The following is a 22,703-nucleotide window of genomic DNA, read 5'->3' as shown; positions in this document are numbered from 1 at the left end:
TTCCGGGGTTGCCCGGACCTGCCCTGTCCAACGGGGGTTCCCGACCCCCGCTACCCCCGCCTCGCCGCCGCCTCGCCCCGGACCTCCAGGGCCGTCTGCCAGCCCGGGGCTTCCGCGGGGGGTTCCGGCGGGGTGCGGCGGCCGCCCGTGGTGAAGAAGGCGGCCAGGGGGAGGGTGGCCGCGCCCACCGTGACCGCGTCGGGGCCCAGTGAGCCCATGTCGATGGTGACCCGGGCGGCCGGGTGGCGCAGGGAGTACCGGGTCGCGTGTTCCCGTACCGCCGGGAGGATGTGGGGGCCCAGCATCAGGCCCGCCCAGCCGCCGATCAGGATCCGCTCCGGCTGGAAGAGGTTGATGACGTCCGACAGGCCCGCGCCCAGGTACTCCGCGGTTTCGTCGAGGACCTCCAGGGCCACCGGGTCGTTCGCGCGCGCCGCCGCGAGCAGCGCGGCCAGGGCGTCCTCCTCGTGCCCCGACCCGGCCCCCGGGTCTCCGCCCCGCTCCGCCCAGCGTGCCAGCAGGGACTCCGCCCCCGTGTACGCCTCCAGGCATCCCAGGGCCCCGCACCGGCAGCGCCGCCCCCGGACCTGGACCGTCAGGTGGCCCCACTCCAGCGGGGCGCCCTCGGTGGCGCCCCCGTCCGGGGAGCCGTCGGTGATCAGGCTCGCGCCGACGCCGGAGCCGAAGAGCACGACCACCGCGTCCCGCGCCCCGCGCCCGGCCCCGAACCACATCTCCGCCTGGCCGAGCGTGCGGGCCCCGTTGTCGATGATGTACGGGACCTCGGGCGGCACGGCTCCCGTTTCGCGCAGCAGTGCTTCGAGGGGGACCGCGTCCCAGCCGATGGTCTGGCCGTGCACCACGGTTCCGCCGGGCGCGTCGCGGTCCACGATGCCGGGAACGCCGATCCCGACCCCGAGGAGCCGCTCCGTGCCCACTCCGGCCTCCGCGAGCACGGTGGCGATCCCGGTCCGTACGTGGTCGACGATCGGTCCGACGTCGTAGCAGCCGCGCGGCTCCAACGGCATTTCTGTGCGGGCCAGTTCGGTGAGGGTGAGGTCGAAGAGCTCTACCCTGACGCGGGTTTCGCCGACGTCGATGCCGATCATGTGCGCGCTGTCGGGGGCGATGCGCAGCAGCGTACGCGGGCGCCCGCCGTCGGAGTCGACGATGCCGGCTTCCTCCAGGAGGCCGTCCGCGACGAGTTCGCCGACGACGTTGCTGACGGATCCCGAGCTGAGCCCGGTCGCGGGCCCCAGCTCCTGTCGGCTCATCGGCCCGCCGAAGTACAACCGCTGCAGCACGGCGCTGCGGTTGCCCCTTCGCAGGTCCCGCACCGTACGTCCACTGCGCCCCGTGGTCATGTGGCTCCTTCCGCCCTGACATCGATCGCAACATACCCTTGCGCGACCCCTTGACGCGACCCTTTCACGAGGCTTAACTCACGTCCTAAATTAAGGCCTGGAACAAACGGAGTGGCCGAGACCCGGTTCACACCCGGTTTTCACGTCACGCCCCGGCCTTGTCGTCGAACTCTGTAGCACGTTGTCGAAAGGGACCGAGCCGCCATGCGCAGAACCCGAGCCGTCGCCGTCACCGCCGTCACCGTCTCCATGCTCGCAGCCGCCACCGCCTGCGGGGGCGGAACCGCGGACAACGGGGGCGGTTCCAACACGGCCCCCAAGGAGCTCACCTACTGGGCCTCCAACCAGGGCCCCGACATCGCGGCGGACCAGGCGACCCTCGGCCCTGAGCTGAAGAAGTTCGAGGAGCAGACCGGCATCAAGGTCAAGCTCGAGGTGGTCCCCTGGGCGGACCTGCTGAACCGGATCTTGGCCGCCACCGCCTCCGGTCAGGGCCCGGACGTCCTCAACATCGGCAACACCTGGTCCTCCTCGCTCCAGGCCACCGGGGCCCTGCTGCCCTGGGACGCCAAGAACTTCGACGCCATCGGAGGCCGGAGCCGCTTCGTCGACTCGGCCATCGGCTCGGCCGGCGCCGCGGGCAAGGACCCGGCCGCGGTCCCGCTCTACTCGATGTCGTACGCGCTCTACTACAACAAGAAGATGTTCCAGGAGGCGGGCATCGAGAAGCCCCCGGCCACCTGGGACGAGATGGTCACCATCGGCCAGAAGCTGTCGAAGGACGGCAAGTGGGCGCTGGGCGCGGAAGGTTCGAACCTCTCCAACAACATCCACCAGGCCTTCGTCTTCTCCCAGCAGCACGGCGCGAACTTCTTCGACGCGGGCGGCAAGCCCACCTTCGACACGCCGGAGAACGTCGACGCCGTCAAGCAGTACGTGGACCTGATGGCCAAGGACAAGATCATCGCCCCGGGCAACGCCGAGTACGACAAGAACCAGTCCCTCTCGGACTTCGCGAGCGGCAAGACCGCCATGGTCCTGTGGCAGAGCGCGGCCAGCAGCTTCAAGTCCCACGGGATGAAGGAGGGCGACTGGGGCGTGGCCCCCGTCCCGGTTCCGGCCGGCGGCGCCCCCGGTGCCGGCAAGAACACCAACTCCATGGTCGCCGGCATCAACATGGCCGTCTTCAAGAACACCGACAACCTCGACGGCTCGCTGAAGTTCGTGAAGTTCATGACCAGCGACGAGGAGCAGAAGCTCCTCAACAAGACCTACGGCTCCATCCCGCCCGTCAAGGCCGCCCAGACCGACCCGGCCTTCGCCGACGCGGACCTCACGGTGCTCCGCAACACCCTCTCCACCAGCGCGGCCCCGCTGCCGCAGGTCCCCGAGGAGTCGCAGTTCGAGACGGCCGTCGGCACCGCCGTCAAGGAGCTCTTCGCTGACGCCGCGGCCGGCCGTCCGGTGACCACCGACTCGGTCAAGGCGAAGCTCACCAAGGCCCAGCAGCAGATGCAGAAGTGAGCCCCGTCCCATGCCCGCAGCAGAACAAGCAGCAGAACAAGCAGTAGAACGAGCGGCAGAAAAAGCGGCAGAAAAAGCGGCAGGACAGGCAGGAGGGCGACCGGTGGAGCAACCGGTCGCTCCGGTCACCCTGAAGGGGAGGGTGCGGCGTACCACTGCCCGAGTGCGCCGCACCGGGCGCGTGCGCCGCGCCGCCCTGCCCTACCTCCTGCTCCTGCCCGCCCTCCTCCTCGAACTGCTCATCCACCTCGTCCCGATGGCGATGGGCATCGCGATGAGCTTCCGGCAGCTGACCCAGTTCTTCATCCGGGACTGGTCCAGGGCCCCCTGGACGGGCTTCGACAATTACGAACTCGCCGTGGACATCAACAAGCCCGTCGGCGAGGCCCTGCTCGGATCCTTCTTCACCACCTGCCTGTTCACCCTGCTCTCGGTGGGCCTGTGCTGGTTCCTCGGCACGGCCGCCGCCGTGTTCATGCAGGAGACCTTCCGGGGCCGCGGCGTCCTGCGCGCCCTGTTCCTGATCCCCTACGCGCTCCCCGGCTACGCCGCGGTCATCACCTGGGCGTTCATGTTCCAGCGGGACAACGGGCTGGTGAACCACGTCCTCCACGACCAGTTGGGCATCGGCGGCGCCGAGCACACGTTCTGGCTCCTGGGCGACAACAGCTTCTGGGCGCTGCTGACCGTATCGGTCTGGAAGGGCTGGCCGTTCGCGTTCCTCATCGTGATGGCCGCCCTCCAGAACATCCCCAAGGACCTCTACGAGGCGGCCGCGCTGGACGGGGCCGGCATCTGGCAGCAGATCCGCCGGATCACCCTGCCCTCGGTCGGGGCCGTCAACCAGGTGCTGGTCCTGGTGCTGTTCCTGTGGACCTTCAACGACTTCACCACGCCGTTCGTCATGTTCGGCAAGTCCGCGCCCCCCGCCGCCGACCTGATCTCGATCCACATCTACCAATCCAGCTTCGTGACCTGGAACTTCGGCACCGGCTCGGCCATGTCCGTCCTGCTGCTGCTGTTCCTCCTGGTGGTCACGGCCGGCTACCTGATCTTCACGACGCGGGGACGGAGGAAAGCCGATGGCTGACCAGGGCCGCCGATACGGCGCGAGCGGTGCGCGAACCAAGTCGCCGCTCGACCCGCCGGCCTCCTTCAAAGTGGTGCGGGCGGTCTTCCTCGTCCTCCTGGCCGCCTTCGTCCTGCTGCCCGTCTACGTGATGGTCACCAGCTCGCTCAAACCCCTCAAGGACGTGGCCGGACAGTTCCACTGGATCCCCAGCGGGCTCACCGTGCGCCCGTACATCGACATCTGGCACACCATCCCGCTCGCCAAGTACTTCATGAACTCGCTGATCGTGGCGGGTGCGGCGACCGCCTGCTCCGTCGTGATCGCCGTCTTCGCGGCGTACGCGGTCAGCCGCTACCGCTTCCGCGGCAAGCGTCTGTTCACGGTGACGGTCCTGTCCACCCAGATGTTCCCCGGGATCCTCTTCCTCCTCCCGCTGTTCCTCATCTTCGTGAACATCGGCAACAGCACCGGGATCGCGCTGTACGGGTCCCGGGGCGGACTGATCCTCACCTACCTGACCTTCTCCCTCCCCTTCTCCATCTGGATGCTCATCGGGTACTTCGACTCGGTGCCCCGCGACCTCGACGAGGCCGCCACCGTCGACGGCTGCGGCCCGATCGGGGCGCTCTTGCGGGTCGTGATCCCGGCCGCCGTCCCCGGCATCGTCGCCGTCACCGTCTACGCGTTCATGACCGCCTGGGGCGAAGTGCTCTTCGCCTCCGTGATGACGAACGACGACACCCGCACCCTCGCGATCGGACTGCAGGGCTACTCCACGCAGAACGACGTCTATTGGAATCAGATCATGGCCGCCTCGCTCGTCGTCAGCGTCCCCGTCGTCGCCGGATTCCTCCTGCTTCAGCGGTACTTGGTGGCCGGACTCACGGCAGGAGCCGTCAAATGACCCTTTCGGAAACCCGTTTCGACACCGCCGCCATCGGCATGACCGCTCTCGACCCGGCGGCCGCAATCGACCTGGCCGCCCTGCCCCGAGAGTTCGCCTGGGGCACCGCGACCTCCGCCTACCAGATCGAGGGCGCCGTGGCCGAGGACGGCCGCGCCCCCTCCATCTGGGACACCTTCACCCGCACCCCCGGCGCCATCGACGGAGGCCACACCGGAGACACCGCCTGCGACCACTACCACCGATGGCGCGAGGACATCGGCCTGATGCGCGGGCTCGGCACCAACGCCTACCGGCTCTCCATCGCCTGGCCGCGCGTCGTGCCCGGCGGCGACGGCCCGGTCAATGCCAAGGGGCTCGACTTCTACGACCAGTTGATCGACGGACTGCTCGCCGCCGGGATCGAACCGTCCGTCACCCTCTACCACTGGGACCTCCCGCAGGCCCTCCAGGACCGGGGCGGCTGGCCCGAGCGGGCCACCGCCGAGCACTTCGCCTCGTACGCGGGCGTCGTCGCCGAACGTCTCGGCGACCGCGTCACCCAGTGGGCCACCCTCAACGAGCCGCTGTGCTCGGCGTGGATCGGCCACCTGGAAGGCAAGATGGCCCCCGGCTGGACCGACCTCACGGCCGCCGTCCGCGCCTCCTACCACCTGCTGCTCGGCCACGGCCTGGCAGCCCGGGCGATCCGTGCCGCAGCACCCGGCGCGCAGATCGGCATCGTCAACAACCTCTCCACCGTGGAGCCGGCGAGCGACAGCGAGTCCGACCGGGCCGCAGCCCGGCGGATGGACGGCCACGTCAACCGCTGGTGGCTCGACCCCGTCCACGGCCGCGGTTTCCCCACCGACATGCTGGAGGTCTACGGGGTCGACCTGCCCGAGCAGCCCGGCGACCTCGACACCATCGCCGCCCCGCTCGACTGGATCGGCCTGAACTACTACTTCCCGCAAATAGTCGCCGCCGACCCGCACGGCCCCGCCCCCCACGCCCGGATGATCGACCGGCCCGGCGTCCCGCGCACCGGAATGGACTGGGAGGTGGACGCCGGCGGCCTGGAAACCCTGATCATGCGGCTGACCGAGGAGTACGGGGCCCGGCGCATCCTCATCACCGAGAACGGATCCTCCTACGCCGACACCGTCTCCGCCGACGGCAGCGTCCACGACCCCGAGCGCACCGCGTACCTGAGCGCCCACCTCGCCGCCTGCGCCCGCGCGGCCCGCCGCGGCGCACCCCTGGCCGGCTACTACGCCTGGTCCCTCCTCGACAACTTCGAATGGGCCTACGGCTACGACAAGCGCTTCGGCCTGGTCCACGTGGACTACGACACCCAGCGCCGCACGGTGAAGACCAGCGGCCGCCACTACGCCGACGTGATCGCCGCCCACCGCGCCCTGTAGACACCGCCCGCACCCGTACCGCCCGCACCCGTGCCGCCCCACCGGCCGCTCCGCCGCGCCGCGCCCGCCCGTCCTCCCCGGGCGGGCGCGGCTTTTCGTGGTGGGATGGGGAAGGGGCAGACACCACCGGTTCACGGAGAGGCGAGGGCGATGTCCGAACACGCAGAGGGCACCATGCGGGCGATGACGTACGACACGTACGGCGGAGTGGAGGTGCTCTCCGAGACACGGATCCCGTTGCCCAAGGTCGGACCCGGTGAGGTCCTCGTCCGGGTCCGGTGCGCCTCCGTCAACCCGGTGGACTGGAAGATCATGGCGGGCGGGCTCGACGGGCTCATGGACGTCGTGTACCCGGTCGTGCCCGGCTGGGACGTGGCCGGAACCGTGGAGTACGCGGGCATCGACACCCCCGAGTTCACGACCGGCGACGAGGTCGTCGCCTACGCCCGCAAGGACTACGTGCACGGCGGCACCTTCGCCGAGTTCGTCACCGTGCCGGTACGGGCCCTCGCGCACAAGCCTGTCTCCCTGAGCTGGCAGCAGGCCGCAGGGCTGCCGCTGGCCGGCCTCACCGCGTACCAGCTGCTGACGCGCCTGGACACCGGCAAGGAAGACACCGTCCTCATCCACGGAGCCGCCGGCGGCGTCGGCTCCCTCGGCGTGCAGATCGCCCGCGCGCTCGGCGCCCGCGTCATCGGCACCGCCTCCGCCCGTAACCACGATCGGCTGCGCGAGCTGGGCTGCGAACCCGTCGAGTACGGGGACGGCCTCGCCGGGCGGGTCCGTGCGCTGGCTCCTGACGGGGTCACCGTCGTCGCCGACTTCGTCGGGGGAGTACTCGACACCACCCTGGAGGTATTGGCCGACGGTGGTCGGCACGCCTCCATCGCCGACCACACGGTGCTCGGTGCCGGGGGCCAGTGGATGTGGGTGCGGCCCTCCGGCGCCGAGCTCGCCGAGCTCGGCCGAATGGCCGACGCCGGACAGCTCACCGTCAGCGTCGCCGAGACCTTCCCGCTCGCCGATCTGGCGGCCGCCTTCGAGCTCAGCCGGTCCGGACACACCGCCGGGAAGATCGTCCTGGAGGTTTGAGCCTTCGGGTACGCACAACCGCGCGCCGCCCGGGTCAGGTCCGGGCGGCGCGCGGGGTCTGTGGTGACGTCGGGCCCAGGATCAGGCGTAGACGCCGAAGTGGAACAGGGAGTAGCCGTAACCGGTGCCCCGCTGGGTCATGTCGAGGCGTACGTACCGGCCCGACGCGGAGATGTCGAAGTCGTCGATACCGCCGTCACCGGTCGAAGTGGCGAACGCCGTCCGCCAGTTCTGCCCGTCGTCCGACACCTGGATCGTGTAGGCCTTCCCGTAGGCGGTCTCCCACACCAACTGCGCGTGCTTGAGCTGCTTCACCGACCCCAGGTCGACCTGGAGCCACTGCGGATCGGCCCAACTGCTCGCCCAGCGCGTGGCATTGTTCCCGTCCGTGGCCAGCTGCGGGGTGCACGGGCAGCCGCCCCAGCCGTCGTTCTGGAAGGTGGAGGCGGTCGTCGGCCGGTTCAGCGCCACGTTCGTACCCGCCACCGGCGGCGGCACCACCTTCACCGAGCGCTGCTCGACGCCCACGTTGCCCCGGCCGTCCTTGACCTTCACGTAGAGCTTCCATGCGCCGGTCTTGGCCGGGGCCGTGGCCTTGAGGGTGCCGTTGCCCAGGTTCGTGAAGGGCACGGAACTCAGCCCGTTGCCGCCGTCCACGTACTTGCTGCCCCAGAGCACCTCGTACGAGAGCTGGTCGCCCTCTGGGTCGGTCGCCGGAGCCTGGATCGTCACCTCCTTGCCCGCCGGGACCGCGCCCGGGTCGGGAACGGAAGGCACCGAGACGGTCGGCGGCAGGTTGTCGCCGGCCGTGTTCCCGCCGAACGCCCGCTTGACCGCGTAGTACATCTTGCGGCGCTCCCCGGCCGGGGTCAGGTTGAACCAGTGGCCGCCGAAGTCGTACTCGGTGCCGTAGTGGAAGACCGTCGCGCCCAGTGCCACCCCCCGGTGGCCGGTGACGCAGTTCCACGCGTTGGTGTACCCGTCGGCCTTGGCCTGGTCGCCGGGCTCCAGCGGGACGCCGTTCGCGTCGCCCGGAACCTCCCACTCACCCGCCGGGCCGGTCTCCGTGATGATGTACGGCTTGTTGTAACCACCCTGCTCCCAGGCCTGCTTGACCCCGCAGACCTCCTTGTAGGAGTTCACCGCGTAGAGGTCCAGGTCGGGGGAGTTGCGCTTGTAGTACGTCCAGGCGCCCACCCACGCGTCGGTGGAGGTGACGGGGTGGTTGGCGTCGATGCGGTGGATGGCCTTCGCCACGTCGTTCACGAAGGTCGTGTACGCGTTGCGCTGGTTCTCCAGCTCCGTCCCGCTGTAGCAGTTCTGCAGGCCGAGCACCGACTCGTTGCCCACGTTCCACATCAGGACGGCCGGGTTGTCGCGGTAGGTCTGCACCCACTTGGTGAATTCGGCCATCATGTTGTTCTTGTACGTCGTGTCCGTGACGTAGTTCGTGCAGCCGCCGCTGCCCGGACCGCCGCCGGGCTGGAGCCAGAAACCTGCCACGACCTTGATGTCGTTCGCGGCGGCGGCGTCGAACAGCTGGGCGCTGCTCCCGTCCGTGCCCCAGGTGCGGATGGTGTTGGCGCCCAGCGACTTCACGTCGGGGAGCAGGCGCGCGGCGTCGGCCGGGGAGGGGCCCCAGGTGACGCCCTTGACGAGGTACGGAGAACCGTTCACGGTCAGCTGCCAGTTGCCCTGGGAGCCGGTCACCTTCACGACGCTGCCGGCGGCTTGAGCCGGGCCCGCGGGGATGAAGGTGACGACGCCCGCGAGCAGGGCGGCCGTGGTGACGGTGCTGCGCATGCGGGAGAGCATGCAGGAACCTCCTTGGGAGGGGGTGGAGTGCGGGTGGGGGGAGCGGACGGTGCGGAGTCCGCCGTCCGGTGCTGCGAAGTCCCCTACGGGAGGCGGTAGTCCGGGCCGAGTACGGCGCCGGCCGCCGGGTGGGTCTCGTCGTAGCCGCGGGCGTTGCACTGGAGCCCGCCCTTGATGCAGTGCTCGACCATGGCGTTCAGGGTCCGGTCGTCCCACGCGTTGAAGAAGTCGTAGTGGAAGGTGTGACCGGCGCCGCTGGACAGCCTGACCTGCGACATGTCACCGCTGACCGGGAAGGCCATCTTGAATTCGACCATCGGCACCGCGACCGGGTGGTCGGCGGGGCAGACGTTGTCGTTGTTGCCGGGCTTCACGACCGGATAGGCCATGTGGGCCTTGTGGTCCGGGGTGTCGAGGTTCTTCCCGTCCCAGCAACTGGGCGACTGCATCCGGATGTTGAGCTGGGTCCCGGCCGGGCAGTTGGCCGGGAACTCGACGTTCTTGAAGCTGTCGCCGCACTCCCAGCCCTCGACCCAGCCCTTGTTGGCGCGGAACTCGGCCGCGCTCTGGGTCGGGCTGCCGACCACGAAGCGCAGTCCCTTGGGGAAGGGGCGCACGCTCGTGTAGTCGGTGACCCCCGTCTTGTAGTAGATGACCTGGGGGCCGGTGGGCAGGATCTTCTGGCTGCCGTTGAAGAGGCTCGGCATCCAGTAGCCGGACAGGTCGCCGACCGCGTTGCAGGCGGTGCCGCCGGCGCTCAGGGAGGCGGTGGTGCTGTTGCCGTCCGTGCCGGTGTTGCCCAGGAAGGTGTGGTCGTGCGAGGCGCCCGGCCGTCCGGCGAAGACGATCGGGTCGTCCGGGGCGGTCTTGGTGACGGCACAGTTGGCCTGGAACTCGTGGAAGTAGCGGTCCGGCGGGTTGTTCCACGACGGGGTCACGCCGGTCACCTGCGGCACGGCCGGGATGTATCCGTCGCCGTCGGGGTCGTCCCCGGTCGCCAGCGGGGCCACGGCGGAGTGGTCCATGCCCATGTGGACGGAAGCCGAGTCGGGGGTGGCCTGCGCGGTGAGCGCGGTGGCGCCGAGACCGGCGGCCGCGGTCACGGCGACGGCCGCCGAGACCAGCAAGGCGGACAGGGTCCGCGGTCGGAGTTTCATCGTCTGGACTCCTTCGGATGGGTCGGATGGGTCGGGGCCCGAGAGAGGTGGGAGAGCGCTCTCTCGGGTGGCCCGGATAACGCGGGACGGCCTGGGGCCGCCCCGCGTCATCCGGGGGTCAGGGGTCGATCGGGGTCGATCAGGGGAAAGAGACGACCGTGGACGGGGTGGTCGACGTACCCGAGGTCGCCGCGCCCGTGTTGTTGACGACGTGCGCGTACTGGCCGTTGCCGCCCAGCGAGACGACGAGGAGGTCGTGGAACTTCACGCCCGGCTTCACCGGGACCTCGAAGCCGTGGTCCTGGACGATCGTCGGGTCGACGTTGTAGTAGCAGTAGCTGCCGAGCCCCCAGCCCTCGTGGGTGTTCACCGAGTCGGCCACCTTGTAGGCCGCGAAGCCCCGGACCGAACCGTTCTGGACGGCGGCCTGGTTGGGGGCGTCGTACGACTTCTCGTTCTGGAAGAAGATCGTGCGGCCGCGCTCGCCGTTCCACTCGACGTCGTACTTGTTGAAGTGCTCGACGAACAGCCCGGTGGCCAGTACGTCGTCACCGTTGACGCGGAACCCGTAGTCGGAGCGGTTGGTCTCCCAGCCCACCCCGTCCCCGTGGTCGGCGCGCCAGATCCAGGTGTGGTCGACGATCGTGCTGCGGCTGTTGATCACCATGCCGGCCGTGGCCTTGCCCGCTCCGGCGCCGCCGACCCGGATGAACACGTCCTGGACGGTGGTCGGGTTGTTCGCGTGGTCCGTGGTGGCGCCGGCCGGGCCGACCTCCAGCAGGGAGGGGGAGTTGACGGTGCCCGCGTCGATCAGGAAGCCGGCGAGCTTGACGCCGTCGACGTCGGCGACCTTCATCGCGGTCACCCCGTTGTCCGGGACGATGGTGGCGAGACCGAGGCCGAGGACGACCGTGTCGGCACGGTTGACCTGGATGGTCTGGTCGACGTGGTAGACGCCCGGGGTGAAGAGCAGGTGCAGGCCCTGGGCCAGCGCCTGGTTCATCGTCGCGGCGCTCGTGCCCGGCTTGACCACGTAGAACTGGCTGAGCGGGATCGAGGTGCCCTGCGGGGTGCCGTTGCCCCAGGAAGTGCCGCGCGCGTTCACGCGCTTGGCCGGGACGAACACCTTGTACTCGGCGCCGTCCAGGTAGAGGAACGGCTTCTCCCGGGAGACCGGGGTGGTGTCGAGGGTGGTGTAGCGCGGCTCGGGGAAGCTCTGCGCGGGCGCGCCCTGGGTACCGGAGAACACCTGGTTCCAGACGCCGTTGGACCAGCCGCCGATGGAGCTGTCACGCGTGTACCACTGCTGCTGCGAGTAGTTGCCCACCTGGCCGTCGATCTTCGAGTCGGCGATGTAGCCGCCCGAGGCCCAGCCGTAGCCGGAGGGGGCCAGGTTGAGGCCTCCCTTGACGTGCATGCGGCGGAACGGGGCCGCCTGCGAGACGGCCCAGCGGTCGGTGCCGTTGACCGGGTTGAGCGCGAGGTTCTCGGCCGAACGCCAGAAGTTCTGGGTGGCGTTGCCGTTGAACCAGCCGGCGTCGACGGTCACGTCGCCGTTGATGGTGGTGTCGTCCGGGTTCAGGCCGAGACCGGAGATCGAAGTGTAGAAGCCGATCTGGGCGTTGAGGCCGTTGTACGTGCCCGGCTTGAAGAGGAACTGGTAGCGGCCGGAGCCGAACTGCGCCGACTCCTGCTGGGCGAAGACCTGGTCCAGCTTGGCCTGGATGTTCGGCGTGGAGGGATCGAACACGATCACGTTGGGGCCGAGGTCGCCGCCGCCCGGGAGGGCCGGTCCGGTGCCGGTGGTCCCGTAGACCTGGAACTCCCAGAGCGAGTAGCCGTATCCGGTGGTGCGCTGGGTGCCGTACACGCGGACGTAGCGGGCGGTGCCGGTGATGTCGTGGGTCTGGACGCCGCCGGTGCCGTTGGCCGTCGAGTAGGCGGTGGACCAGTTGGCGCCGTCCGTGGACAGCTCGACGCGGTACGCCTTCGCGGCGGCGGTCTCCCAGCGCAGGACGACCTGGCTCATCTGGGCGTTGGCTCCGAGGTCCACCTGTATCCACTGCGGATCGGCGAACTGGCTGGACCAGCGGGTGCCGTTGTCGCCGTCCACGGCGGCGGAGGCGGGGGTGCCGGCGCCCTCGACGGAGGAGGCGGTGGCGGGCTTGCCCTGCGAGAGGAGCGTGGGCGCCGCGGTCGCGGCGGTGCTCGGGAGGAGCACGAGGAGGGCGGCGACCAGTGCCGCCGCGAGGGCGGCCACGGAGATCTTCGAGGGGCCGCGGCGGGGTGGGGCGCTCCGCCGGGGAGGGTGATCGGAGAGGAGGGGCATGCGGGGCTACTCCTGACGTTGGGGATCCGGGGGGATCGAAGCGTGAGTGAACTGCCCCGCCGAAGGCCCGTCAAGGGTTTGAGCGTTCATGAACTGAAGATCAAACGGTGTGTCAAACACGCATCAGGCCTGTGAACTTGGAGTTTCTTCAATCCTTGTGAAAAGTGTTGACGAAAAAACTTGCCAGGGCTCTACTGAGGCTCTGACCGCTCCGTCTCGCCGTGCCCGCTACGGCGGGACGGGGCTCGGTCCAGGAGTCTCCCGTGCGTTCGGAGATTGTCGGCTGACTTGTAGTCAGGGGCGCTTCCGTGTTCGTTACTTGTCGATGCGGTGCGGGTTCCCCAGTGGGTTCAGGGGAGGTCGGGGACGGCGCCGCCGTCCACCCGGGCCACTTCCGTACCGGGGAGCCTCGCCGACCAGAGGGGCGTGACGGCGGCCAGGGCGGTCGCATCCGGCGGCGTCGAGCCGAGGCCGATCGCGTAGCGAGCCAGGGTCCGGGTCCGCTCGAAGGGGCGGGGCCAGGCATGGGCCTCCCCGCAGCCCGCCCCGGACAAGGCGTCGAGCAGGGCCAGGACCCGGCCGCGCATGCGGCCGAGGTTCTCCTCGAACTCGCCGGGCCGTTCCCCCGTCACCGTGACCACGGCCCAGGCGGCATGGCGGCGGTGCAGGGGAGGAGGGGTGGCGGCGAAGCCGTCGGCGGCGCCGCCCTCGAGAGCCTCCCAGGCGGTGTACAGCTCCCGCCCGAGCAGGTCCCGCGTCCCGGGCCCGACCTGGGTGGTGCAGCTGCGGACGGGCGCGGAAGGGGTGAGAACGGTGACGCCGCCATCGGAGACACCAACACCCGGGCCGTCGCCGGGACCGCCGAGAAGGCCGTCGCCGGGACCCTCCCCGGGCAGAGCCACCGCCATGCGCCAGTCCCAGGCGGCCCAAGTGGCGAAGAACTCCTGGAGCAGTTGGCCCGGGGCGAGGCCGGGGAAGGTGCGCACCGTGTGCGCGGCCAGGACCGTCCAGGCCAGGCCGGGGAGCCCGCCGAAGGGGGCCGAGTCCAGGCCGCGCGAGCGGGCCCAGGCCTTCACCTCGCGCGCCAGCCGGGCGAACGCGGCGTGCTCCGGGCCCACGAAGGCCCGTACCGCGTCCGCGTCGCTCACCGCGCTCAGGGCCACCGCCGCTGCCGGGCCGAGCTCTGCACGCCTGGCCACCGCTTCCTCGGGGGGCATCGAGCCGGTGGCCACGAGGACGAGGTCCACGTCCAGCGTGGTTACGACCGATGCTGCCGCGGCCGCCCCCGCGGATCCCGGCTCGGGCGCGCCCGTCGAAGCCGGCCCTCGCTCCGTCACGCGCAGACGCAGCCCCGGTACCCGGGCGCCCCTCACCTCCCGGAGGCGGTCCGCTTCCGGGAAGGCCGCGGCCAGCCTTGCCCGTACCTCCGCGATGTCGGCGGTTCCCGGCAGGCACGCCACCAGGTCCAGGTCCGCGTCCGGCAGGGCGCAGCCCATCCGCCGCGAGCCGACCACGTGTACGGCCGCCTCCGGCAGCGCCGCCGCGATCCGTGCCGTGACCCGTGCCGCGCATCCGGTCGGCGCCGGTTCTCCGTCGAGAGCCCGCGGGTCTGCGCCGAGACCCTCCGGGTCGGCGATCGGCCGCGTCGGCTCCGTCTTCTGCCGGGCCCCGCCGGTCGCGGGCTCCGCCGCCCAGCGGACCTCGCCCGTCCCGAGCCGCACCGTCGCGCGGACCTGCATCGGCCCGTCCCCGCGCCGCGACAGCACGGCCAGGGTGTCCACGCGCGCCGAACGGCCGCCGCCGAGGCGCGCCGTGAGCTCGGCCTCCGCGCGACCCGGATCCTGGCTGCGGCCCAGCGTCAGGTGCGGGGTGTAGCCCTCGCTCCGGCCCCGGCACCCCGGGAACCGTTCCTCCAGGGCTCGCCTCAGCTCCTGCCACGGCGCGTCGCCGGCCGCCGCCGGGTCCAGCCACAGGGTCGGGCCGAAGCGGTACACCCCTTCCAGGCGGGCCGTGAACTCTGCTGTCCGCGCCGCGACTTCCGACAGTATCGGCAGCGCCGCCTCGAAGGAGGACTCCGGTACGAACCCAAACAGCACGTTCACGTGCGCGGGCCAGCGTCCCGCCTGCGGATCGTGTTCCCGCCGCACCGCCTCCACCGCCGCGTCGTGCGGGGGCAGCCAGGCCACCGCCGTCCGTGCGGTCGGCCGTGCGTCCAGCAGCTCGCCGCCCGCTCCGTCCGCCGGCCCGAACTCCATCGTGGCCTCGACCCCGTAGTGGTCGGAGATGAACAGCCCGTCCGGAGCAGGGGAGTTGCCACGCAGCGCGGCCTGCGTCACCCGGACTCCGCTCGAGCGCAGCAGGATCCGGTCCAGCCGTGAGGCGCGGCCCGTCAACGAGCCGACGGCCGCCAGGGGGTTGGCCACCGGGTCGAAGGTGGGTGTCTGGTCCGCCGCTCCGTGCACTTCGTTCCACGCGTCCCGGAGCCCCAGTGCGGCCGCCGGTCCCTCGGTCCCCGAGCGGCCGTCGTTGAAATCGCCGAGCACTGCGATCGCGCCCGCTTCGACTCCCGCCAACCCCTCCGAGATCCGGGTCAGTTCGACTGCCCGCCGGGCGGCTCCGTTCTCGGTGTGATCGCTCGTCAGATGGGTGGCGGCCACCACCAGCGGCCCACCGGCCGTGTCCACGGTGACGGCGACGACCGCCTTGTGCGGTCCGAGCGCGTGCGCGCCCGCCTCCCGCACCGGAAGCCGGCTGAGCACCAGGAGCCCGCTCTCGGCCACGTCCCGACCGCGGGGATCGGCGGCGACCGTGTACTCGGCCCGTACCCACGGCTCGGCGAGCAGCATGGCGAGCAGCTCCCGCTCCACCTCCTGGAGCGCGATCACATCGGCGTCGGCCGCCGCCAGGTCGGCCAGCAGCAGCGGCCTGCGCCGCGCGGTGGAGATGTGGGGGGCGTCGTACCGGTCCCAGAGCGTGTTCCACGTCAGCAGTCGCACCCGGGCGGGCCCCGCCCCGCGCGGCCCGTCCTCGGGCGCAGGCAGCCAGGCGCCGTCGCCCGCCGGGTCCCAGGCGTAGGGCGTCCGCGCCGTGAAGAACGGCGCCCGCAGCAGTCGCGGATCGCGGACCTGCCCGGCCGGGGTGCTGCCGATGAGGTCGATGCCCGTCGCCCGGTCCCACACCAGCTCGCCGTCGGCCTCGACGAACAGCACCCGGTGCCACGGGACGTCGCCGCCGGGCACGAAAGAGGGCAGCGGGACCCGTTTCGGCGGCGCGCCGCGCTGGAGCAGCCCGAGCGTGAACCGCGCCGGGTCGAAACGGGGGTCCCAGCGGACCTGGTGGTAGAGCTCTTCGCTGGTACGCATCAGCCGACCTCGCCCGTCGCAGTCGCAGTCGCAGCCGTCGTCGCGGCCATGGACGCCGCCGCCGTGGTGATCGTGCCCGCCGTGTCCTCGACGGTTCCGCCCGCCCCGATGTACCAGGTCCGGTGCGCCTCACCGGGGTACGGAGGCGCGAACCGGTGCAGCTGCGAGGTCAGCACCTGCGCCGGTACGGGGTGTGCGCGCCGGGAGTTGCGGCGCAGCAGCTCCGCCTCCTCGACGAGGACGACCGCGTGGGTGACCAGCGCGTTCCGCCGCCGCGCGATCGCGCCGGCCAGCCCGCGCTGCTGCCGGGTGAGCGAGGTGGCGTCCCAGACCACGGTTCCGCCGGACCGCGCGGCTGCGGCCAGCGCCGAGTCGAGCCGGTCCAGGCCCTCGCGGAGCACGTCCGCGTTGTCCCGCTGTCCCGAACGGGAACCCCGGGCCGTGCGCAGATCGTCAAGACTGATGTACTCCTCCACCCCCGACAGGGTGCGGGCGTACGTGCTCTTTCCGCTGCCCGAAGGGCCGGACAGCTGCACCAGCCGGGGGTAGGACGCGCCGTCCCGCCACCGCCAGGTCGCCGCCACCGCCTCCTCCGGGCCCGTCAGCTTGCCCTGCCCGTACGCCTCGCGGGCCTCGGCCCAGCAGCGGTCCGCCGCGTCGGCGTCGCCGATCCCGGCGGCGGCCAGGGCCGTGCGCAGCCCGGCCCGCAGCGGTTCCAGCGGCGCGGGCCCGAGCAGCCCCGCCTCCTCGGCGCACAGGGCGGACCAGTCGACGGCTTCCACGGCTTCAGCGGCTTCCACGGCTTCGGTGGCTCCATCGGCCTCGCGTGCCCCGGCTGCCCCGAAGCCCTCCCCGGCCCCGCCGCCGCCCGGCCCGGCCGGAACCGCCCGCGCCAGCGCGTGCAGCACCCCCAGGTCGACGGCCTCCGCCATCCCTACCAGCCCGGCGTGCCGTTCGGCGTCCGGGTAGGGGAACGGTCTGTGCAGCGCCGGATACAGGCCGACCAGGTCCGCGACCCGCCGCGCCGTGGCCATCCCGAGCGGCCCCGCCGCCAGCCGCGCCGCGAGCCGGGCCCGCGGTACGCCGTGCAGCGCGGCCGCCAGTATCCCGGCCAGCCGCTCCTCCCCGGACCGCCGCGCGCCCAAGCCGTCGATCCGCCCGGCCACTTCGGCGACGAGGTCCGCAACACTGCCCCCGGCCTCCGGAGGAACGATTCCGCCCCCGGCCGCCGCCGGATCGGTGTCGGCCCCCGCGGTGCCGCCCGCCATCCCCACCGCGCGCAGCAGCCCGGCCACATCCGGTTCGGCGCCCGACCGTACGTCCCACAGCGCGGCCGCCGGTCCGAGCCCGTTCGGCACCACCTGCGCGTACATCCAGTGCGTGTCCGTCTGCACGTGGCCGCCGCGCACCCACTTGGCCACGCGGCGCCCGAAGTCGGCGCGCTCGAAGCCCGCCACCGTCCGGACGACGTACCCCTCCTGGCGCGCGGTGTCGAGCCGCAGCTTGCGCAGCGCGCGCTCGTCGAAGACGCCGCGCCAGAGCACCCGCGGTGCGGGCACACCGAGGCCGCGCAGGAACGCCACGGTCCGGTCCCAGTCCAGGCAGTGGTCGCCGTCCCACACCGAGAACGCGTAGAACCACGCGTCGAGTTCCTCGTACGCCAGCGAATGGCGGGCGTACATGTTCTCCCCGCACACCCGCCAACCGGCCGGGATGCCGCCGCCGATACGGCTCTGCAGTCCCTTCACCCAGGCCCGTGACGGATGGTGGCCCGAGTCCAGCGAGCGCGCGTGCAGGCCGTCGGAGTAGAGGGTGGTGTTCTCCCCGTCGAGCTTCTCGGTGACCACGACCTCCCGTCCGGCCAGCCCTGCCAGGCCGTCCGCCCCGGTGGCCCGCAGGTCGTCCGAAGTCACGCCCGGTGACCAGGGCAGATGCGTGGTCCGGGGGTAGTGGGTGCGCATGGTCCGCTCCTGCTCGACGACGGTGGTGCCCGGTCACTCTAGGTAGCCGGGCCCGGCCGGGCCAGCGAATAACGGTCGTGCGGCTGGGTAGTCGACGCTCAGTAGCCGATGTGCAGTACCCGAGGCCTCAGTACCCGAGGCTTCAGTACCCGGTGCTCAGTACCCGATGGTGAACCGCTTGCCCGCGTGCGCGTCGCGCTCGATCTCGTCGACCAGCGCGACGGCGTAGTCCTCCGTGGAGATCAGGCTGTGGCCCTCGTCGTTCACGACGAGATCGTCGTCGCCCAGGCGGTACGTACCCGTCCGCTCGCCCGGCTCGATCCGCGCAGCCGGGCTGAGGTTGGTCCAGCGGACCTCGTCCACCGGCACGGTGCGCAGGAAGTCGAGCGCGTCCCCGTGGGCGTGCATGACGGCGAGGACGGGCTCGGGGATTCCGGCCTGGTCCCACACCAGCGGCCCGCCGGGGGTGCGCAGCGAGCCGGCGCCGCCCACGGTGATCACCCGCGGCCGGGATCCGTCGGCGCCGAGCGCCTGGACGCCGCCGATCAGCGATTTGACGGCGCTGACGAGGGTGCCGGGATCTCCGGGGCCCGGTCCGAACGCGCTCACCACCACGTCCTGCCCGGCCGCCGCCTGGGTCACGGACGCGGGGTCGAGGACATTGCCGCGTACGACGACGGCGGTGCCCGCGTCCGCCCCGGAGAGGCGTGCGGGGTCGCGTACGACGGCCGTGACCTGGTGTCCGCGCCCGAGTGCTTCGTGCAGCACCCGGGATCCGATGGTGCCGGTCGCGCCGAAGAGTGCGATCTTCGCCATGGCGACTCCTGGGGGGTGGAGGCTGTGGGGACCCCGGTCGGGGCCCGCCGGGCCCATCCAAGCGAATCCCGCCGCCCGAGCCCGGCAGCGCCACGCGGTCGGAAGGGGTCCGGCCGGTCAGTGGCACAGCGCCACGATGGCCGGGTCCACCGTCCCCCGGGCCGCCGCGCACAGCGGCGCCATGTCGTAGCTGCGGTTCGGCGCGGGCCGGGGCTTACGGGGCTTCGCGGCCGGAGCCGCACCGGGCGCGGCGGCGGGCCGGCCGGGCTTGGCCCGCCGGGGCCGCTCCGGCCGGTCCGGACCGGCCTGGCGGCGCCGAGCGGCCCCCGACTCCGCCCCGTCCCGCTCCCCGTCCCGCTCGGCGGCGCCGGGCACGGACACCGGCACCCCGGCGTCCGGAGCGAGGGACGCGTCCGGCGCGGCGGGGGACGCGGGAGCGGGCGCGGTCTCGGGGAGCCGGCCCAACGGCCTTGCCTCCACGGTCGGTTGCGCCGGCAGGGCCGTCCGCACGCCCGTCGGCACCAGTCGAGTCCCGGGCCCCGTACCCGGCGCGTCCGGCCGTACGGTCACACACCCGGCCGTCAGGGCCAGCGCGACAACGATCAGGGGCACCCACGGTCCCCGGCACGACTCCATGCGCCCACCCTGCCGCACGAACTCCCGGCCTCCCGCACGCGCTCACCCACACGGGTGGCGTGAGGAACACCGGAGCGGCCCGGGCCGGAGCGGGCCGGAGCGGGCCGGAGCGGGCCGGAGTGGCGCGCCCTGCACAGCGCCCCTCAGCCGCAGGTCACGCTGTCGCGCGGGGTGTAAGTGGTCTTCATCGTCTGCCGCTTGACCTCTTGCCCGCCCTTGACGAACACCCGGTCCACGGCGACGTCGAAGCCCTCCAGCGGGGACTGCGGCTCGCACTTCGGGCCGGTGTCCGTGCGGGTGGCGGGCGGCTTGACGTTCGTACGGGGACCCTTGGTCGCGCGTATCTCGTCGTACTGCTTGGTCCCCAGGAAGGTGATGGTGATCGAGGTGTCGGTCGCCTCGGCCTGGATGTAGAGGGCCTTGCCCGAGTCGTTGGCGAAGCGCAGGTCCAGGCTGCCCCAGGCGACGGTGGCCTCGCGGCCCTCCGGATAGCGCTCGATGTAGAAGGAGTGGGCCCCGTACTCGACGGGCTTGACGCCCGAGAAGAACATCGCGTTGAAGACGGTGGTGGCGACCGCCGAGACCCCGCCGCCCGAGGCCTTCTCGTACTGGCCGTTGTTGATGATGAGGCCGTCGACGAAGCCGTTCTCCTCGGTCCGCTCGCCGACCCGGCGGTTGAAGCTCCACGTCTCGTCGGGCATCACGAGCGAGCCGTCGATCAGCTCGGCGGCCCGGCCGATGTTCGTCGTCCGGTACGGGGCTTTCTCGAACTCGACCGTGAACGTGGACATCTGCTCCTTGATGCCCAGCTGTTCGACCGTGTCCTTGGACAGCTTCGGCCGCACGGCCTCCGTGGGGACCTCGCCCGTACGCTCCGCGGCGCCGGTCCGGGTCAGCAGCGGCAGCACGGCGGCGCCGAGGCCCTGTTCGCTGATCCGGCGCCCGGGGGTGCCCTCCTCGGCGACGGCCACCCGCCCGGCGGAGTCCGTGCGCAGCTTGGCCTCGACGGGGCCCGGCGTGGCCAGACGCAGCGGCCCGGCGAGCTCGGGGTCGGCGAGCAGCGCCTTGGCGTCGAGGGAGGGGGCGAGGCGGCCCTGCCCGTCGTCCTCGAGGGAGAGGTGCTCGGCGAGGACGGCGGGGCCGACGGGTATGCGCTTGCCGTCCACGGTGAGGGTGACCGGCGCGGACACCGCGGGCTCGGCGAACCCCTTCAGGGCCCGCTCCGTCTCCTGCTGCCCGATCCGGGGCTCCGTGCGCCGGACGGGCAGGTCGACGGGCTCCTTGGCCCCGGCAGCGGTCCGGGGGTAGGCGGAGCGCAGCACTTCGAGGGAGCCGTCGACGTCGAGAGCGGTGCCGGTGACCGGGGTCACGGCCTTGGCCCTGCCCTTCTCGAAGGAGATCGCGCCCTCCCGGGCCTCCTGCCCGGCCTTCGCCGCGATCCCGTCCAGCGTGGTGCGGGCCGTCTTCTCGTCGAGCCGGACCACCGGCTCGACGTCGGAATCGCCGGAGGAGAACAGCCGCCCGATCACGCTGACGGGGCCTGAACCGGAGCGCGCCGCCCGGTCGGCGGTGGCGCCGGTGTCCAGGGACAGGCCGAGCGTGCCCGGGTGCGCCTGCTCGGAGCGCTCCCCGATCCGCAGCCCCAGCGGGGCCGCGGCGGACGGGCCGAGCTCCCGGTCCAGGGTCTGGCGGGCCTCGGTGCGGCTCATCCCGCCTATGTCGACTCCGCGCACCTTCGTACCGGCGGCGACCTCCTCGCCCGCCAGCAGCAGGCCGGCGGCGTACAGCCCGCCGAAGCCGAGGACCGCCGCGCCGCCGGCCACGCCCGCGACGCCCGGCACGCTCCACCGCTTACGGGTGGCCGCCCGGGTGCCCGTACGGGGTGCGCGTCGCATGTCGGGGTCTCTCCTCGCTCCGGTGACGTGGTCGGACCGGCGGTTTTCAGGCCGCCAGCCCGCCCTCGCAACCTAGCAAGATCCATGTAACCGGGTAATAAAGAGGTATAGGGCTGGTAAAGGGGAGGGAGTGGCCTGCGTAACCCGGGGGCCGTCCGCACTGTTGCACAGGCGGCGGGTCCACCCACGGTGAACGCCCCTACGTTGATGGGAGTCCGATGCCGCAGCTGACCGACGAGGCCACGAAGTACGACGAGACCGCGAAGTACGACGACGCGGCCACGAAGAACGACGCGGCCACGAAACGCGACGCGGCCACGAGGACCGACGCGGTCGACATCCCGGCCCCGAGCACCTGGATGACACCGGAGGAGTACGGGGCCTCGCGGGCCACGGTCTGGGCCGGCGCCGTGGTCCTCGTCACCGACCCGGAGGGGCGCGTACTCCTCCAGAGCGTCGACTACCGCTCCGACCGGCTGCTTCCCGGCGGCGCGGTGGACGCGGCCGAGGCGCCGTCCGCGGCGGCCGCCCGCGAGGTGCGCGAAGAGCTGGGAGTCGAGGGCCACTACCCGCGCGGCCTCGCCGTCGACTGGATCCCCGCCGACGCGCCCGGGTTCCCGCCCGCGATGCGCTTCCCCGGGGAGATCCTGCACGTCTTCGACGGAGGCACCTGGAGCCGGGAGCGGATCGAGTCCGTCCGGCTCCCCGCGCAGGAGATCACCGGCATCCACTTCGCCGAGCCGGCCGATCTGCCCGGCCTGATGGACGCGGGCGACGCCCGCCGCGCCCTGTCCGCCCTGCGGGCGCGGATCAACGGCGGCGGCACCGCCCTGCTGGAGGACGGCCGCCCCACGACACCCACCGCCCTGGACCGGCTCGGCGTCCTGCGCACCCACCGCCCGCGTCAGCACGGCACCTGGCACCCCGGACCGGCCCCCGCCCCCGCGCACCTGCCGCTGCGGGACCCGGCCGGCTGGCTCTTCGCCCCCGACGGCCGGGTCCTGCTGCTCATCGCCCGCGCCACCGGCACGGCGCACCTCCCGTCCCCGGAGGCGGGCCCGACCACGGGCGCGTTCCCGCTGGGCCACCGGTACGCCGACCAGTGCGCGCACCCCCGTACCGCCGCCCGGCTCACGGCCGTGCCACCGGGCCCCGACCCGGCGTACGCGCGCCTCCTGGCCACCCCCGAACAGGTCCGCGAACTCAGCGACTGGGGCCCGGCCGGCTTGGAGGAGCTCGCCGCCGTCCACGCCGCCCGCACCCACCTGTCCCTCCCTTCCCCGCCCCGCACCCCGCCGACGGAACTCCCGCAGGAGGGCTGCCGCTGGTGACCCCGGCCGGGGGCCCCGGCCCTCAAACCTCGGACCTCGATC

The 22,703-nt window shown here is 72.1% G+C and carries 15 protein-coding genes; 6 read left to right on the top strand and 9 right to left on the bottom strand.

Going from position 1 to position 22,703, the window contains the following annotated elements:
* Positions 1 to 50 precede the first annotated feature (50 nt).
* The gene (locus tag OG490_RS04060) at positions 51 to 1,364 is read right to left on the bottom strand and encodes an ROK family transcriptional regulator (RefSeq protein WP_330294895.1); all 1,314 of its coding nucleotides are present in this window, start codon (positions 1,362 to 1,364) and stop codon (positions 51 to 53) included.
* 204 nt (positions 1,365 to 1,568) lie between these two features.
* On the opposite strand from OG490_RS04060, the gene OG490_RS04055 reads away from it, so the two are divergent.
* From OG490_RS04055 to OG490_RS04035, 5 genes are all read left to right on the top strand, one after another.
* A complete protein-coding gene (locus tag OG490_RS04055) occupies positions 1,569 to 2,888 on the top strand; it encodes an ABC transporter substrate-binding protein (RefSeq protein WP_330294894.1) in 1,320 nt (439 codons plus the stop codon).
* Positions 2,889 to 2,898: 10 nt separating this feature from the next.
* Positions 2,899 to 3,978, top strand: a complete 1,080-nt coding sequence (locus OG490_RS04050) for a carbohydrate ABC transporter permease (protein ID WP_443065750.1) — start codon at positions 2,899 to 2,901, stop codon at positions 3,976 to 3,978.
* Entirely contained in the window at positions 3,971 to 4,864 is an 894-nt protein-coding gene (locus OG490_RS04045; RefSeq protein WP_330294892.1) for a carbohydrate ABC transporter permease, read from the top strand. The genes OG490_RS04050 and OG490_RS04045 overlap by 8 nt, the downstream gene beginning before the upstream one ends.
* A 38-nt stretch (positions 4,865 to 4,902) precedes the next feature.
* Entirely contained in the window at positions 4,903 to 6,267 is a 1,365-nt protein-coding gene (locus OG490_RS04040) for a GH1 family beta-glucosidase (RefSeq protein WP_330300765.1), read from the top strand.
* A 174-nt stretch (positions 6,268 to 6,441) separates the two neighbouring features.
* Complete coding sequence (locus OG490_RS04035; RefSeq protein WP_330300764.1) at positions 6,442 to 7,359, top strand: NADP-dependent oxidoreductase; 918 nt, start codon at positions 6,442 to 6,444, stop codon at positions 7,357 to 7,359.
* An 81-nt stretch (positions 7,360 to 7,440) separates the two neighbouring features.
* On the opposite strand, the gene OG490_RS04030 is transcribed toward OG490_RS04035, so the two are convergent.
* The 8 genes from OG490_RS04030 to OG490_RS03995 all read right to left on the bottom strand — a co-directional run bounded on the left by OG490_RS04030 (position 7,441) and on the right by OG490_RS03995 (position 21,330).
* On the bottom strand, positions 7,441 to 9,174 hold the full coding sequence (locus OG490_RS04030; protein ID WP_330294891.1) for a discoidin domain-containing protein: 1,734 nt from the start codon (positions 9,172 to 9,174) through the stop codon (positions 7,441 to 7,443).
* A gap of 83 nt (positions 9,175 to 9,257) precedes the next feature.
* Entirely contained in the window at positions 9,258 to 10,331 is a 1,074-nt protein-coding gene (locus OG490_RS04025; protein ID WP_330294890.1) for a DUF1996 domain-containing protein, read from the bottom strand.
* A gap of 139 nt (positions 10,332 to 10,470) precedes the next feature.
* Positions 10,471 to 12,660 (bottom strand): discoidin domain-containing protein, encoded by a 2,190-nt coding sequence (locus tag OG490_RS04020; protein WP_330294889.1) that lies wholly within the window; start codon positions 12,658 to 12,660, stop codon positions 10,471 to 10,473.
* A 350-nt stretch (positions 12,661 to 13,010) separates the two neighbouring features.
* Complete coding sequence (locus tag OG490_RS04015; protein ID WP_330294888.1) at positions 13,011 to 16,022, bottom strand: poly(A) polymerase; 3,012 nt, start codon at positions 16,020 to 16,022, stop codon at positions 13,011 to 13,013.
* Positions 16,022 to 17,983 carry an RNA ligase family protein gene (locus OG490_RS04010; protein WP_330294887.1) on the bottom strand — a complete coding sequence of 654 codons (1,962 nt, stop codon included), beginning with the start codon at positions 17,981 to 17,983 and terminating at the stop codon, positions 16,022 to 16,024. Before OG490_RS04010 ends, OG490_RS04015 begins: the two co-directional genes overlap by 1 nt.
* A gap of 156 nt (positions 17,984 to 18,139) precedes the next feature.
* Positions 18,140 to 18,799: an NAD(P)-dependent oxidoreductase gene (locus tag OG490_RS04005; protein WP_330294886.1), complete on the bottom strand. Its 660-nt coding sequence runs from the start codon at positions 18,797 to 18,799 to the stop codon at positions 18,140 to 18,142.
* A gap of 117 nt (positions 18,800 to 18,916) precedes the next feature.
* Positions 18,917 to 19,411 (bottom strand): hypothetical protein, encoded by a 495-nt coding sequence (locus tag OG490_RS04000; protein WP_330294885.1) that lies wholly within the window; start codon positions 19,409 to 19,411, stop codon positions 18,917 to 18,919.
* A gap of 167 nt (positions 19,412 to 19,578) precedes the next feature.
* Positions 19,579 to 21,330, bottom strand: a complete 1,752-nt coding sequence (locus OG490_RS03995; RefSeq protein ID WP_330294884.1) for a VanW family protein — start codon at positions 21,328 to 21,330, stop codon at positions 19,579 to 19,581.
* Between the two features lie 218 nt (positions 21,331 to 21,548).
* Here OG490_RS03995 and OG490_RS03990 point away from each other — a divergent pair, with 218 nt between their 5' ends.
* Positions 21,549 to 22,661 carry an NUDIX hydrolase gene (locus tag OG490_RS03990; protein WP_330294883.1) on the top strand — a complete coding sequence of 371 codons (1,113 nt, stop codon included), beginning with the start codon at positions 21,549 to 21,551 and terminating at the stop codon, positions 22,659 to 22,661.
* Positions 22,662 to 22,703 lie beyond the last annotated feature (42 nt).

The sequence above is a fragment of the Streptomyces sp. NBC_00503 genome (assembly GCF_036346895.1).
GTDB lineage: Bacteria > Actinomycetota > Actinomycetes > Streptomycetales > Streptomycetaceae > Streptomyces.
The sequence above is the reverse complement of the archived record's forward strand: the minus strand, read 5'-3'. Positions and strand labels throughout refer to the sequence as shown.

Bases quoted from the DNA above. Each gene is read 5' to 3' on its own strand.
- OG490_RS04060 (WP_330294895.1), bottom strand. From the start codon at position 1,364: ATGACCACGGGGCGCAGTGGACGTACGGTGCGGGACCTGCGAAGGGGC.
- OG490_RS04055 (WP_330294894.1), top strand. From the start codon at position 1,569: ATGCGCAGAACCCGAGCCGTCGCCGTCACCGCCGTCACCGTCTCCATG.
- OG490_RS04050 (WP_443065750.1), top strand. From the start codon at position 2,899: ATGCCCGCAGCAGAACAAGCAGCAGAACAAGCAGTAGAACGAGCGGCA.
- OG490_RS04045 (WP_330294892.1), top strand. From the start codon at position 3,971: ATGGCTGACCAGGGCCGCCGATACGGCGCGAGCGGTGCGCGAACCAAG.
- OG490_RS04040 (WP_330300765.1), top strand. From the start codon at position 4,903: ATGACCGCTCTCGACCCGGCGGCCGCAATCGACCTGGCCGCCCTGCCC.
- OG490_RS04035 (WP_330300764.1), top strand. From the start codon at position 6,442: ATGCGGGCGATGACGTACGACACGTACGGCGGAGTGGAGGTGCTCTCC.
- OG490_RS04030 (WP_330294891.1), bottom strand. From the start codon at position 9,174: ATGCTCTCCCGCATGCGCAGCACCGTCACCACGGCCGCCCTGCTCGCG.
- OG490_RS04025 (WP_330294890.1), bottom strand. From the start codon at position 10,331: ATGAAACTCCGACCGCGGACCCTGTCCGCCTTGCTGGTCTCGGCGGCC.
- OG490_RS04020 (WP_330294889.1), bottom strand. From the start codon at position 12,660: ATGCCCCTCCTCTCCGATCACCCTCCCCGGCGGAGCGCCCCACCCCGC.
- OG490_RS04015 (WP_330294888.1), bottom strand. From the start codon at position 16,022: ATGCGTACCAGCGAAGAGCTCTACCACCAGGTCCGCTGGGACCCCCGT.
- OG490_RS04010 (WP_330294887.1), bottom strand. From the start codon at position 17,983: ATGCGCACCCACTACCCCCGGACCACGCATCTGCCCTGGTCACCGGGC.
- OG490_RS04005 (WP_330294886.1), bottom strand. From the start codon at position 18,799: ATGGCGAAGATCGCACTCTTCGGCGCGACCGGCACCATCGGATCCCGG.
- OG490_RS03995 (WP_330294884.1), bottom strand. From the start codon at position 21,330: ATGCGACGCGCACCCCGTACGGGCACCCGGGCGGCCACCCGTAAGCGG.
- OG490_RS03990 (WP_330294883.1), top strand. From the start codon at position 21,549: ATGCCGCAGCTGACCGACGAGGCCACGAAGTACGACGAGACCGCGAAG.